General features: G+C 73.8%; 12 protein-coding genes. 2 read left to right on the forward strand and 10 right to left on the reverse strand.

Features of this window, described 5'->3' with window-relative positions; all coding sequences use genetic code 11:
* Positions 1–30: 30 nt before the first annotated feature.
* Positions 31–1,716, reverse strand: coding sequence for a ribonuclease J (locus tag ACUXPL_RS05155; RefSeq protein ID WP_145033237.1), 1,686 nt, complete (start codon positions 1,714–1,716; stop codon positions 31–33).
* A 14-nt stretch (positions 1,717–1,730) separates the two neighbouring features.
* The gene (gene dapA / locus ACUXPL_RS05160; RefSeq protein WP_036384223.1) at positions 1,731–2,648 is read right to left on the reverse strand and encodes a 4-hydroxy-tetrahydrodipicolinate synthase; all 918 of its coding nucleotides are present in this window, start codon (positions 2,646–2,648) and stop codon (positions 1,731–1,733) included.
* 41 nt (positions 2,649–2,689) lie between these two features.
* Here dapA and ACUXPL_RS05165 point away from each other — a divergent pair, with 41 nt between their 5' ends.
* A complete protein-coding gene (locus ACUXPL_RS05165) occupies positions 2,690–3,961 on the forward strand; it encodes a heparan-alpha-glucosaminide N-acetyltransferase domain-containing protein (protein WP_454182345.1) in 1,272 nt (423 codons plus the stop codon).
* Positions 3,962–3,978: 17 nt separating this feature from the next.
* Here the strand turns inward: ACUXPL_RS05165 and ACUXPL_RS05170 are convergent, their stop codons facing one another.
* The 5 genes from ACUXPL_RS05170 to rpsO form a co-directional block, all read right to left on the reverse strand.
* Entirely contained in the window at positions 3,979–4,497 is a 519-nt protein-coding gene (locus ACUXPL_RS05170) for a hypothetical protein (protein ID WP_454182347.1), read from the reverse strand.
* Complete coding sequence (gene dapB / locus ACUXPL_RS05175; RefSeq protein WP_002855289.1) at positions 4,490–5,281, reverse strand: 4-hydroxy-tetrahydrodipicolinate reductase; 792 nt, start codon at positions 5,279–5,281, stop codon at positions 4,490–4,492. The genes ACUXPL_RS05170 and dapB overlap by 8 nt, the downstream gene beginning before the upstream one ends.
* Positions 5,282–5,324: 43 nt before the next feature.
* Entirely contained in the window at positions 5,325–6,653 is a 1,329-nt protein-coding gene (locus ACUXPL_RS05180) for a M16 family metallopeptidase (RefSeq protein ID WP_420826598.1), read from the reverse strand.
* Between the two features lie 93 nt (positions 6,654–6,746).
* Positions 6,747–9,008 carry a polyribonucleotide nucleotidyltransferase gene (locus ACUXPL_RS05185; protein WP_454182349.1) on the reverse strand — a complete coding sequence of 754 codons (2,262 nt, stop codon included), beginning with the start codon at positions 9,006–9,008 and terminating at the stop codon, positions 6,747–6,749.
* Between the two features lie 294 nt (positions 9,009–9,302).
* A complete protein-coding gene (rpsO, locus tag ACUXPL_RS05190; RefSeq protein WP_017488396.1) occupies positions 9,303–9,572 on the reverse strand; it encodes a 30S ribosomal protein S15 in 270 nt (89 codons plus the stop codon).
* Between the two features lie 131 nt (positions 9,573–9,703).
* Between rpsO and ACUXPL_RS05195 the strand changes: the two genes are divergently transcribed.
* The gene (locus ACUXPL_RS05195) at positions 9,704–10,708 is read left to right on the forward strand and encodes a CPBP family glutamic-type intramembrane protease (protein WP_454182351.1); all 1,005 of its coding nucleotides are present in this window, start codon (positions 9,704–9,706) and stop codon (positions 10,706–10,708) included.
* Here ACUXPL_RS05195 and ACUXPL_RS05200 read toward each other — a convergent pair.
* The 3 genes from ACUXPL_RS05200 to ACUXPL_RS05210 are packed head-to-tail and all read right to left on the reverse strand — an operon-like array spanning position 10,686 to position 12,933.
* Positions 10,686–11,528 carry a class I SAM-dependent methyltransferase gene (locus ACUXPL_RS05200; RefSeq protein WP_454182353.1) on the reverse strand — a complete coding sequence of 281 codons (843 nt, stop codon included), beginning with the start codon at positions 11,526–11,528 and terminating at the stop codon, positions 10,686–10,688. The two genes, ACUXPL_RS05195 and ACUXPL_RS05200, sit on opposite strands and share 23 nt — an antisense overlap.
* The gene (locus ACUXPL_RS05205; protein ID WP_454182355.1) at positions 11,525–12,502 is read right to left on the reverse strand and encodes a bifunctional riboflavin kinase/FAD synthetase; all 978 of its coding nucleotides are present in this window, start codon (positions 12,500–12,502) and stop codon (positions 11,525–11,527) included. The genes ACUXPL_RS05200 and ACUXPL_RS05205 overlap by 4 nt, the downstream gene beginning before the upstream one ends.
* Positions 12,502–12,933 (reverse strand): hypothetical protein, encoded by a 432-nt coding sequence (locus tag ACUXPL_RS05210; protein WP_036314984.1) that lies wholly within the window; start codon positions 12,931–12,933, stop codon positions 12,502–12,504. Before ACUXPL_RS05210 ends, ACUXPL_RS05205 begins: the two co-directional genes overlap by 1 nt.
* Positions 12,934–12,943 lie beyond the last annotated feature (10 nt).

Genomic DNA, 12,943 nt, shown 5'->3' on the forward strand with positions numbered 1-12,943 from the left:
GGACACGGCAGGCATGGCGACCCGGAGGGGTCAGGCCTCCAGGACCACCGGGATGATCATCGGGCGGCGGCGCAGCTTGCGGTTGACCCACGTGCCGACGGTCCGGCGGACCACCTGCTGGAGCTGATGGGCGGTGTGGTCCTTGCTGGACTGCACGGCCTCCTCGAGCGCCCGGACGATCTTCGGCTTGATCTCCTCGAACACCTTCTCGTCCTCGGCGACGCCGCGGGCGTGGACGTCCGGGCCGGACACGATCGTGCCGGTCTGCCGGTTGACCACGGTGATGATCGAGATGAAGCCCTCCTCGCCCAGGACACGGCGGTCCTTGAGGTCCGAGTCGGAGATCTCGCCCACGGAGGAGCCGTCCACGTACACGTAGCCGCACTCCACCTCGCCGACGACCTTCACGAGGCCGTCGGTCATGTCCACCACGGTGCCGTTGCCGGCCAGGATGACGTTCTCGGCCGGCACGCCGGTCTTCTCCGCGATCCGGCCGTTGGCGATCAGGTGGCGGGTCTCGCCGTGCACCGGCATCACGAACTCGGGCTCGACGATGTTGTAGCAGTACAGCAGCTCGCCCTCGGAGGCGTGGCCGGAGACGTGCACCTTGGCCATGCCCTTGTGCACCACGGTCGCGCCGAGCTTCATGAGCCCGTTGATCACGCGGAACACGGAGTTCTCGTTGCCCGGGATCAGCGAGGAGGCCAGCACGACGAGGTCGCCCTCCTCCAGCTGCACCTGGTGGTCCCCGTTGGCCATGCGGGACAGGGCCGCCATCGGCTCGCCCTGCGAGCCGGTGACCATGAGCACGATCTCGTCGTCGCGGTACTTGTCCACCTTGCGGATGTCCACGAGGATCCCGTTCGGCACGTTGAGGTAGCCGAGCTTCGCCGCGATGGTCATGTTGCGGATCATGGAGCGCCCGCCGAAGGCGACCTTGCGACCGTGCTTGTGGGCGGCGTCGAGGACCTGCTGGACGCGGTGCACGTGGGAGGAGAACGAGGCCACCACGATGCGGCGCTTCGCCGTGGCGAAGTAGCGCTCGAGGGTGGGGCCGATCTCCGCCTCCGTGGTGGTGAACCCCGGGACCTCGGCGTTCGTGGAGTCGGTCATGAACAGGTCCACGCCCTCCTCGCCGAGTCGGGCGAAGGCGCGCAGGTCCGTGATGCGGCCGTCGAGCGGCAGCTGGTCCATCTTGAAGTCGCCGGTGTGCAGGATGGTGCCGGCGTCCGTGTGGATGGCGACGGCGAGCGCGTCCGGGATCGAGTGGTTCACGGCCACGAACTCGCACTCGAACGGGCCGAACTCGACGATGTCGTCTTCCTTGACCACGCGGGTGCGCGGCTTGATCCGGTGCTCCTCGAGCTTGGCCTCGATCAGGGCGAGCGTCAGCTTGGAGCCGATCACGGGGATGTCGTCGCGCAGGCGCAGCAGGTACGGCACGGCGCCGATGTGGTCCTCGTGGCCGTGGGTCAGGATGATGCCGACGACGTCGTCCACCCGGTCCCGGATGTAGTCGAAGTCCGGCAGGATCAGGTCGACGCCGGGCTGGTGCTCCTCGGGGAAGAGGACGCCGCAGTCGACGATGAGGATCTTGCCGTCGATCTCGAAGGTGACCATGTTGCGGCCGACCTCCTCGAGGCCGCCCAGCTGGACGATGCGGCAGGTGCCCCGCTTGAGCTTGGGCGGGGTGGACAGGCGGGTGCCTGCGGTCATGGAACGGGTCCCTTCTAGAAGGTGATGCCGGCCTCCGCGAGGTCGGCTCGGATGACGGAGAGCTCGTCCGGCGTGGCCTGGACGAGGGGCAGCCGCACGGCTGCGGACGGGATGACGCCCTGGGCGGCGAGGACGGCCTTCGCGGCCACCGCGCCCTGGACGTGGGTCATGATGCCGCGCTGGACGGGGTCCAGCGCGAAGTGGTGATCACGGGCACCGGCCAGGTCGCCGGCGTGGACGGCGTCCACGAGCTGGCGGTACAGCTCGGGGGCCGCGTGCGCGGCCACCGAGACGACCCCGACGGCGCCGAGCGCCATGAGCGGCAGGGTCGCGCCGTCGTCGCCGGAGTAGAGGTCGAGGTCCGTGTGCGCCAGGACGGTGGTGGTGGACTGCAGGTCCCCCTTCGCGTCCTTGAGCGCACGGATGTTGGGGTGCTGCGCGAGCGCGATGATCGTCTCGGGCTCGATCGGCATCACGGAGCGGCCCGGGATGTCGTAGAGCATGATCGGCAGGTCCACGCCGTCGGCCACGGCCTCGAAGTGCGCGCGGATGCCGGCCTGGTTGGGCTTGTTGTAGTACGGGGTGACGAGCAGCAGCCCGTCCACACCCGTCTCGGCCGCGCGGCGGGACAGCTCGAGGGTGTGCGCCGTGTCGTTGGTGCCGGTGCCGGCCACGACCCTGGCGCGGTCCCCCACGGCCTCGACGACGGTGCGGAACATCGCCACGTTCTCGTCGTCCGTGAGCGTGGAGGTCTCGCCGGTGGTGCCGGTGACCACGAGGCCGTCGGCCCCACGGTCCACCAGGTGCTCGGCCAGCGCGGCGGCCGCCTCGAGGTCCACGGCGCCCTCGTCCGTCATGGGGGTGACCATGGCGGGCACGACCGTGCCGAAGAGCAGCTCGGAGGGGATGACGGCGGAACGGACGGCACTCATGGGCCCCACCCTACCTGCGAGACTGGGGGTCCGCGCCGTCCGTGGCCCCTCCGCGACGCGCGGCGACCCGAGAGGAGCCCGCCCTGCGTCCCGCCCCGCCCCCCGCCGCCGTCCGCCCGGACCGGCCCGCGCGTCGTCGGCTGCCCGGCGTCGACGCGGCCCGCGGGATCGCCCTGCTCGGCATGATCACCGTCCACGTCGTCGACCCGGCGACGGCGGACGGGGCGCCGCACCCGGCGTTCCTGTGGTTCGCCGGACGCGCCTCGGTGCTGTTCGTCCTGCTGGCCGGGGTCGGGCTGGCCCTGTCCACGGGGGGCGCGACGCCGGCCACGGGGGTCCGGCGCGCGGCGCTGCGCCGCCGGATCGCCCGACGGGCGGGCCTGCTGCTCGTGCTCGGGCTCGCCTGCGGGACGCTCGGGGTCCCCGTGGCCGTGATCCTGTGCCACTACGCCCTGCTCTTCCTGCTCGCGCTGCCCCTGCTGGGCCTGCGCGCCCGCGCCCTGGGCCTGATCGCGGGGGCGTGGCTCGTGCTCGGGCCGGTGCTGGTGTTCGCGGTGGTCGCGGCCGCGCAGGCCGCCGTGGGGCGCCAGGAGTTCTTCGTGGGCGGGCGGCTCTGGCTCTCCCCCGGCCCCGCGGACCTGCTGCGTCCCGGGCTGCTGCTGGCCGATCTGACGGTCACGGGCTACTACCCCGTCCTGTCCTGGGGCGCGTTCCTCGTGCTGGGGCTGGCCCTGGGGCGGCTGCCGCTGGACCGGCCCCGCGTGGCCGCCGGGATCCTCGGCGGCGGGGCTGCGGCGTGGGCGGCGGCCGGCGCCGTGGGTGCGGCGGTGCTGCGGGCCCCGGGCACGGTCGAGCGGGTCGCTGCGGCGATCGGCACGGACCCGGCCGAGACGGCGCTCACGCTGCGCACGGGCGAGCCGCGGCTCGCGCTGCTGATCCCGGATCCGCTGTGGCTCGCCCTGCCGACCCCGCACTCCGGGTCCGTGGTGGCCGCCGTGCTCGCGGCGGGCTGGGCCTGCGCCGTGCTGGGCGCCTGCCTGCTGGCCCGGCCGCTGGTCGGGCACGCCGCGCTGCGCCCGCTCGTGGGTGCGGGGCGCATCCCGCTCACGCTCTACGTGGGACACCTCGTGGTGCTCGCGCTCGTGGACGCGACCGGGCTCGACCCGGCCGACGGGGCGCTGCTCGCCGTCTTCGTCGTGCTGTGCCTCGCGGCCGGGCTGGCCGCCGAGCTCAGCGGCCGACGGGGTCCGCTCGAGGCCGTGATGGCCCGGCTCTCCCGGGCGGATGGGGAACGGGCCGTCGCAGGGCGCTGAGGGACGCGTGGGCCGCGTCAGCCGGCGCGGTGCAGGCGGACGGCCTCCCGGGCCGCCTCGCGGGCGCGGCGGCGGTCGCCCGAGGCGTCGTAGGCCAGGGCGAGGCGGTAGCGGGCCCGCCAGTCGCGCGGTGCGGCCTCGGCCTCCACGCGGTACAGCTCGAACTGGGCATCGGCGGCCTCCCGGTCGATCCGGCCGCCGGGCGAGCGCGGCAGGTCGTCCTCCGGCAACCCGCCCTCGGCCTCGAGCTGGTCGGCCAGGCGTTCGGTCTGGCGGCCGAACCACACCTCGCGGGCCAGGACGGCCACGGTCACCAGCACCACGAGGATGACGCCCGCGCCGATCGCCTTGGCCAGCGGCTGCGGGGCGCGCACCAGCGCGACGGACGCGTTGAGGGCGAACCCGGCGAACAGCAGCACGAGCAGGCACACGAAGCCGACCCACACCTTGCTCATCAGGGTCGAGCGGCGGGCGCGGGCGGCGTGGTCGGTCGGGCCCACGGCGCCGTCGTCGGGGGTGCGGGAGGGCTCAGCCAAGGTCCAGGTATCCGTCCAGTCCGTAGGTCAGTCCCGGGCGGGAGGCCACGGTCCGCAGGCCGAGGACGACGCCCGGCATGTAGGCGCCGCGGTCGAACGCGTCGTGCCGGACCACGAGCTGCTCGCCCGGCCCGCCCAGCAGCACCTCCTGGTGCGCCTCCAGGCCGCGCAGGCGCACCGCGTGCACGTGCACGCCGTGGACGACGGCGCCGCGCGCGCCGTCCGGGTCGTGCTCGGTGGCGTCCGGGGAGACGGGCACGCCGGCCGCATCCCGGGCCGCGCCGATGAGCTCGGCGGTCCGCACGGCCGTGCCCGACGGGGCGTCCACCTTGTCCGGGTGGTGCAGCTCGACGAGCTCGACGGACTCGAAGTACCGCGCCGCCTGCGCGGCGAACGCCGAGGCCAGCACCGAGCCGACCGAGAAGTTCGGGGCGATCAGCACGCCCACCCCCGGGTGCTCAGCCAGCTGCGCCTCGAGGCGCTCGCGGCGCTCGGGCACCCAGCCCGACGTGCCGACCACGGTGTGCAGCCCGTGCTCCACGGCGAAGGCCACGTTCTCGGGCGAGGCGTCCGGGACCGTGAGGTCCAGGACGTGGGTGGCGCCGGCGTCGAGCACCGCGTCCAGGCGGTCCTGTGAGCCGAGCTCGGCCACGAGCTCCAACCCCTCGGCCGCTCGCACCGCGGGCACCGCGTGGCGGCCCATGCGGCCACGGGCGCCCAGGATCGCGACGCGCGGGACGTCGTCGGGAGCGGACACGGCGGAGGGGGTGCGGGTCTCGGTCATGGCCTCCAGCCTACGCGGCCCGCCCCGGCGGCCGTGGCCGAGGTCAGGCCGGGGCGACGACGACGCGCGCCCGGTCCCCCGCGGCCAGGCGCGCGGCCACGGCCCGGACCTGGCCGGCGTCGACCTCCCGGACCCGGGCGAGGGAGGCCGCCAGGTCCACGTACTCCCCCGTGACCAGCTCGGCCCGTCCCAGCCGGGACATGCGGGCGCCCGTGGACTCCATGCCCAGCACGGTGCCGCCGCAGATCTGCCCGTGGGCGCGCGCGAGCTCCTCCTCGGTGACGTCGGCCTCGGCCATCCGGTCCAGCTCGGCCTCCATCAGCGCGGCCACCTCCTCCACCCGGTCCGGCTGGCAGCCCGCGTACAGGCCCCAGTAGCCGGCGTCGGAGTACCCGGCGGAGAACGAGTAGGTGTTGTAGGCCAGGCCTCGGCGCTCGCGGATCTCCTGGAACAGCCGCGAGGACATGCCCCCGCCCAGGACGGACTGCATGACGCCCAGGGCGAAGCGGTCCGGGTCCGTGGTGGACAGCGAGCGGCCGCCGACGAGGACGTTGGCCTGCTCGACCGCCTTGGTGACGGTGTGCGTGCCGGTCCGCACCCGCGAGGCCGCGGCCCCGGCGGTGTCCACGGCACGACGTGGGGCGGGCAGGGCCCCCGGGGTGAGCTCCCAGCCCGAGGCGCGCAGGGCGGCGAGGACGAGGCGGCAGACCTCGTCGTGGTCGAGGTGGCCGGCGGCGGTGACGACGAGCTCGTCCGGGCGGTACCAGTGCGTGTAGTGCCCGACCACATGGCCGCGGGTGACGGCCCGGATCGTCTCGGGCGTGCCGCCGATCGGCCGGCCGAGGGGGTGGCCGTCCAGCATGACCTCGGCGAGCTTCTCGTGGGCCACGTCCACGGGGTCGTCCGCGTCCATGGCGAGCTCCTCGAGGATCACGCCGCGCTCGGTCTCGAGCTCGTCCGGGTCGATCAGGGAGGAGGTGAGCATGTCCGTGAGGACCTCCACGGCCATCGGCAGGTCCTCGTCCAGCACGCGGGCGTGGTAGACGGTGGACTCCTTGGCCGTGCCGGCGTTGGACTCCCCGCCCACGCGGTCGAAGGCGGCCGCGATGTCCATCGCGGTGCGCGTGGGAGTGCCCTTGAAGAGCAGGTGCTCGAGGAAGTGCGTGGCGCCGTAGCCCTCGGGCGACTCGTCGCGGGACCCGACGGCCACCCAGTAGCCGATGGTCACCGAGCGCTGGTCCGGCATGGCCTCGGTGAGCACGCGGACGCCGCCGGGCAGCACGGAGCGGCGCACCACGGAACCGTTGCCCTCGTCCGCCAGCACGCCGTCGAAGTCCAGGGGGATCTCACGGTGAACACTCATGACGGCCATTCTCGCCCATGCGCGACGACGGCGCCGCACCACTCGCGGGGAGGGTGCGGCGCCGTCGTGGTCACCGGGCCGGGCATGCCCGGCCGGGGCGGATCAGGCCTCGGTCTGCGAGGACTCGATCGCGTCCGCGGTCTCGGCCACGGCGTCGGACTCCGCCACCACCGGGGAGAGGGAGAGCTTGCCGCGGTCGTCGATCTTGGTGATCTCGACCTGGACCTTCTGGCCCACGCCGAGCACGTCCTCGACGTCGTCCACGCGCTTGCCCTCGTTGAGCTTGCGCAGCTCGGAGATGTGCAGCAGGCCGTCCTTGCCCGGGGTGAGCGAGACGAACGCGCCGAACGTGGTCAGCTTCACGACCGTGCCGAGGTAGCGCTCGCCGATCTCGGGGACCTGCGGGTTGGCGATCGCGTTCACCGCGGAGCGCGCGGCCTCGGCCGAGGCGCCGTCGGTGGCGCCGATCAGCACGGTGCCGTCGTCCTCGATGGTGATGTCCGCGCCCGTGTCGTCCTGGATCTGGTTGATCATGGCGCCCTTGGGGCCGATGACCGCGCCGATCTTGTCCACCGGGATGCGCACGGAGATGATCCGCGGGGCGGTGGGGGCCATCTCGTCCGGGGCGTCGATGGCGGCGTTCAGCACGGACAGGATGTGCAGGCGCGCCTCGCGGGCCTGCGTCAGGGCGGCGGCCAGCACGGAGGCCGGGATGCCGTCCAGCTTGGTGTCCAGCTGGATCGCGGTGACGAACTCGGCGGTGCCGGCCACCTTGAAGTCCATGTCGCCGAACGCGTCCTCGGCGCCGAGGATGTCGGTCAGGGCCGCGTACTGGGTCTGGCCGTCCACCTCGGCGGAGACCAGGCCCATGGCGATGCCGGCCACGGGCGCGCGCAGCGGCACGCCCGCGTTCAGCAGGGACAGGGTGGAGGCGCAGACGGAGCCCATCGACGTCGAGCCGTTGGAGCCGAGGGCCTCGGAGACCTGGCGGATCGCGTAGGGGAACTCCTCGCGGGCCGGCAGCACGGGCACCAGGGCGCGCTCGGCGAGGGCGCCGTGGCCGATCTCGCGGCGCTTCGGGGAGCCCACGCGGCCGGTCTCGCCGGTGGAGTACGGCGGGAAGTTGTAGTGGTGCATGTACCGCTTGGCCGTCTCCGGCGCCAGCGAGTCGATCTGCTGCTCCATCTTGAGCATGTTCAGCGTGGTGACGCCCATGATCTGGGTCTCGCCGCGCTCGAAGATGGCGGAGCCGTGCACGCGGGGCAGGACCTCCACCTCCGCGGTCAGCTTGCGGATGTCCGTCAGGCCGCGGCCGTCGATGCGCACCTGGTCGGTGAGGATGCGGCGACGCACGATCTGCTTGGTGAGGGAGCCGTAGGCCTTGGCGATCTCGCCCTTGCGCTCGGCGTAGTCCTTGCCCTCGCCGGCGAGCTCCTCGAGCACCTCGAGCAGGTAGGCGTCCGAGGCCGACTCGCGCTCCTGCTTGTCGCCGATGGAGAAGATCTCGGTCAGGCGGTCCGTGGCGAGCTTCTCGACGGCGGCGTAGGCGTCGTCCTGGTAGTCCTGGAACACGGGGACGTCCACCGGGTCCTTGCCGGCGCGCTTGACCAGGTCGGCCTGAGCCTCGCACAGGGCGCGGATGAAGGGCTTGGCGGCCTCGAGGCCCTCGGCCACGACCTCCTCGGTGGGCGCCTGCGCGCCGCGCTCCTTGACCAGGGTCCAGGAGTCCGGGGTCGCCTCGGCCTCGACCATCATGATGGCGACGTCGTCGCCCACCACACGGCCGGCCACGGCCATGTTGAACACGGCGCCCTCGAGCTGGGAGTGCTTCGGGAACGCGACCCACTGGCGCTGGCCGGAGCCGTCGTCCATGAGGGCCATGCGCACGCCGCCGATGGGGCCGGAGAACGGCAGGCCGGACAGCTGCGTGGACAGGGAGGCGGCGTTGATGGCCACCGTGTCGTAGATCTCGTCCGGGGCGATCGAGGTGACGGTCACGACGACCTGGACCTCGTTGCGGATGCCCTTGACGAACGCCGGGCGAAGCGGGCGGTCGATCAGGCGGCAGGTGAGGATCGCGTCCGTGGACGGGCGGCCCTCGCGGCGGAAGAACGAGCCGGGGATGCGGCCCGCGGCGTACATGCGCTCCTCGACGTCCACGGTCAGCGGGAAGAAGTCGAAGCCCTCGCGGGGGGACTTGCCCACGGTGGTGGCGGACAGCATCGACGTCTCCTCGTCGATGTAGACCATGGCGGCGCCGGCGGCCTGCTGGGCGAGGCGCCCGGTCTCGAAGCGGACGGTGCGCTTGCCGTACGAGCCGTTGTCGATGACGGCCTCGGCGAAGGTGATCTCAGGACCCTCCATGAGGGCCTCCTTTCAGGTGGACGGCGCCGCAGGCGTCCCTGTCCCCCTGGTCTTCGATCGAGGCCCTCGGCATCCCGCCGTGCGGCGGGGTCCGGGAGCCACTGTCGAGGACCGCGAGCGATGGGCGCGGAGCCGTCGGGTGTTTCGATGATGCGGGGATGCGCGCCGTGGCGCGCCGGAGTGCCGCAGGCTGCGGCGGTCTCCCCCGGGACACACTACGTGCGTCCGGGGGCAGACGAAAGGCGGCGCCGGCGCTCGCGGGTCTCCCGCGGGCTCCGGCGCCGCCTCCTCAGGTCACTTGCGCAGGCCGAGGCGCTCGATCAGCGCGCGGTAGCGCTCGATGTCGACCTTCTGCAGGTAGCCCAGCATGCGACGACGGCGACCCACCAAGGCCATCAGGCCGCGACGGGTGTGGTGGTCGTGCTTGTGCTCCTTGAGGTGCTCGGTCAGGTCCTTGATGCGGCGGGACAGGACCGCGATCTGCACCTCGGGGGAACCGGTGTCGCCCTCGTGGGTGGCGTACTCCTTGATGATCTGCTGCTTGACAGCGGGATCCAGGGCCATGGTGGGCCTCCTTCACTTCGGTACCGCGAACACGGGCCGCGCCCCGCCGGGGCGGACGACGCGGGGCCCACCCCACCGCGGACTGCAGGGAGGCCGAGGGTCGAGTCTACCGCATCGCCTACCCTGGCCCGGTGAGCACCCCACCGGTCCCCCACCCCCCGGCCCCGCCGTCGTTCCCCGTCCGGCCGCCCGCGCCGCCCCTGGATCTGCCGCTGATCGGCCACGGCTACCCCGCGCTGCTGCGCACGCCGCGGGCCCGATGGTGGAACCCACTCGCGTCCCTCGGCCTCGTGCTGGCCGGCCTGGTGGGCCTCCTCGTGCTCGGGGGCGTGCTGGGCGCTCTCGCCCTGATCGCCACGTCCGGGCCCGCGCTGCTCGGCGCGGCCGACCCGACGGACGTGACCGACCTCGACCTGTACTCCGCGCCCATGGTGCTGCTGAACAACCTCCTGCTCGCCGCGCTGATCGGGGTCGCGCTGCTGGCCGTGGCGCTGGGCCACCCCGTCGCCGCCCGCTTCGTCCACTCGGTCGAGGGCAGCGTGCGCTGGCGCTGGCTGGCGCGCTGCGTCGTCGCGCTGACGCCGCTGTTCCTCGCCTACGTGCTGGGCGCGTGGGCCCTCGACGGCGCCCCCACGGCCCCGCGCGCGCAGGACTGGGTCTGGCTGCTCGTCATGGCGTTCGTGCTCACCCCGTTCCAGGCCGCGGGCGAGGAGTACCTGTTCCGCGGGTGGCTGCTGCTGGCCGTCGGCACGTGGGTCCGCCGGCCGGTCGTGGCCGTCGCGGTCACCGCGGTGCTCTCGGCGGCGACCTTCTCCCTCGCCCACGGCTCGCTCGACCCGTGGATCCTGCTGGACCTCGCCGCGTTCGCCGTCGCCGCCGTCCTGCTCACGTGGCGCACGGGCGGGCTCGAGGCCGCCGTCGCCCTCCACGTGGTCAACAACGTGGTGATCATCGCCGTCGGCACGCTCGTGGGCACCGTCGAGGACAGCTACGTGGGCGCGGAGACCGCCGGCTCCCCGGCGGCCACGCTGCTCTCGGTGGCGGTGGTCGCGGTGGCCACGGCGCTGCTGCTGTGGCAGGCGCGGCGGGCCGGGATCGCCCGGACGGTCCCGGTCACCGTGGGCGCCCGCCCCTGACCGGCGCCGCCCACCAGGCCACCGTCACGTAGGGCACCTGCAGGACCGCGTCCGCCGCATGGCCCAGGTGCTCGTGCAGGTACCAGTCGAGGTTGGCCGTCATCCGGGACCGGATCCGCTCGTCCGCGCGCAGCCAGTACGAGCGCGAGGCCATGAGCCCGTGCAGCCCCGTCGCGGTCATCGGCTGCGTCCACGCCCAGCGTGCGTGCTCCTCCGCCCCGAACGGGGCGGCGAACCGGCGCTGCTCCGGCCGGGCAGCGTGCACGTCCCCGGCGTGCATGATCCGGGTGAGACGGTGCACCCACGGCACCGCCGTGTCGAGCTGGTTCCACACCGCGGCCAGGCGCCCGCCCGGGCGCAGCACCCGTGCGGCCTCCGCGCTCGCCGCGGCCGGGTCCATCCAGTGCCATGCCTGGGCCGCCACCACGACGTCGGCGCTCGCCGCCGGCAGGCCCGTGGCCTCGCCCGTGCCCGGCACGGCGCGCACCCGCCCGCCCGTGCCGGCCGCGACCTCGCGTTCCAGGACGGCGCGCATCGACGCCGACGGCTCGAGGGCCGTCACCGTCCGCACCCGGTCCGCCGGGCGGGCCGCGAGCAGCCGGGTGAACAGTCCCGTCCCGGCCCCGAGCTCCACCACGTCCGCGCCGTCGGCGGTGCCCGCCAGGACGCGGTCCACCGCGGCGGCCGGGTAGGAGGGGCGGACGGCGTCGTAGTGCTCACCGCCGGTCTCGAAGGGGTTGGGCCCGGCCCGACGGGCCCGGGCCGGGCGCCCCGGCAAGTTCGGCACGACGGTGGGAGCGCCCGGCTCCGGGGCGCTCACCGGTCGGAGGGGGTCGTGGCCAGGATCGCCCGGGCCTCGTCCACGTCCTGCGTGATCTGCGCCACGAGCTTCTCGACGCCCTCGTAGGCGACCATCCCGCGCAGCCGGGCCACGAACTCGACGTCGATGTGCTGGCCGTACAGGTCGAAGTCCTCCACACGCTCGTCGTGGCGGTCGATCACGTGGGCCTCCACCACGCGGGAAACGTCCTCGAACGTGGGGTTCGAGCCGATGGAGATCGCGGCCGGCCACACGCCGCCGTGCGCGTCGTGCACCCAGCCGGCGTAGACGCCGTCGGCCGGGATCATGCCCTGCACATCCGTCTCGAGGTTCGCCGTGGGGAAGCCGAGCTCGCGGCCGCGCGCGAACCCGTGCACCACCTCGCCGGCGAGCACGTGGTGCCGGCCGAGCACGGCCGCGGCCTGGGCGACGTCGCCCGCGGCCAGGGCCTCGCGCACCCACGTCGAGGAGCAGCGGCGCTCCGGCTCGGCCCCGTGCTCGGCGGGGAACTCCTCGACGGCCTCGACGTCGAAGTCGTAGCGGGCCCCCAGGCGCACCATCTCCGCGACGTCGCCGGTGTTGCCCCGGCCGAAGCGCACGTCGTGCCCCACGACCACGACGGCGGCGTGCAGCCCGTGCACGAGCATGCCGCGGACGAACTCCTCCGGGGACTGGTCCGCGAACTCGAGGGTGTAGCGCTGCAGGAGCACCGCGTCCAGACCCGCCTCGTCCAGGAGGACGACCCGCTGCTCGGGGCTGATGATGTCCACGTGGGGCACCTCGGGATGGTGCACGGCGCGCGGGTGCGGGGTGAAGGTCACGGCCACGGCCAGGGCGTCGCGGGCCCGCGCCAGCTCGACGACCCGGCGCAGCACCTCCCGGTGGCCGCGGTGCACGCCGTCGAAGTTGCCCAGGGTGACCACGGTGCGCGGCAGGTCCGTGGGGACCTCGTCCAGGCTGTTCCAGACCCGCATCAGAGCGCCCCCGCCTCGGCCGGGCGGGCGGGGCGGTGCGTCAGCAGCCAGATCAGGCCGACCACCGGCAGCACGAGCGGCACATAGCCGTAGCCCGCGCCGAACCGGGACCACACGGTGTCGTGGGCGAACATCCCCGGATCCAGGACGGTCCACAGGCCCACGCCGACCACGCCGGCCAGCTCCACGAGCACGGCCCCGAGCGCCACGGCCCAGGCGCGCGCGCCGGAGCGGGCGAGCGCGAACGTCGCCACGATGTACACGACCGCCGCGACCGCGGAGAGCGTGTACGCCACGGGGGCGGCGTCGAACTGCGTGAGGATCTGGAAGAGGCTGCGCGCGCTCGCCGAGAGGGCGAACACCGCGTAGACCATGACGATGATCCGGCCGAGACCCTGGTTGCGCGCGGGGGCGCCGTCGCTGGGTGCCATGTCCATCCTC

The organism is Micrococcus sp. 140720015-1, assembly GCF_053627595.1.

Bases quoted from the DNA above. Each gene is read 5' to 3' on its own strand.
- ACUXPL_RS05155 (WP_145033237.1), bottom strand. From the start codon at position 1,716: ATGACCGCAGGCACCCGCCTGTCCACCCCGCCCAAGCTCAAGCGGGGC.
- dapA (WP_036384223.1), bottom strand. From the start codon at position 2,648: ATGAGTGCCGTCCGTTCCGCCGTCATCCCCTCCGAGCTGCTCTTCGGC.
- dapB (WP_002855289.1), bottom strand. From the start codon at position 5,281: ATGACCGAGACCCGCACCCCCTCCGCCGTGTCCGCTCCCGACGACGTC.
- ACUXPL_RS05180 (WP_420826598.1), bottom strand. From the start codon at position 6,653: ATGGCCGTCATGAGTGTTCACCGTGAGATCCCCCTGGACTTCGACGGC.
- ACUXPL_RS05185 (WP_454182349.1), bottom strand. From the start codon at position 9,008: ATGGAGGGTCCTGAGATCACCTTCGCCGAGGCCGTCATCGACAACGGC.
- rpsO (WP_017488396.1), bottom strand. From the start codon at position 9,572: ATGGCCCTGGATCCCGCTGTCAAGCAGCAGATCATCAAGGAGTACGCC.
- ACUXPL_RS05205 (WP_454182355.1), bottom strand. From the start codon at position 12,502: ATGCGGGTCTGGAACAGCCTGGACGAGGTCCCCACGGACCTGCCGCGC.
- ACUXPL_RS05210 (WP_036314984.1), bottom strand. From the start codon at position 12,933: ATGGCACCCAGCGACGGCGCCCCCGCGCGCAACCAGGGTCTCGGCCGG.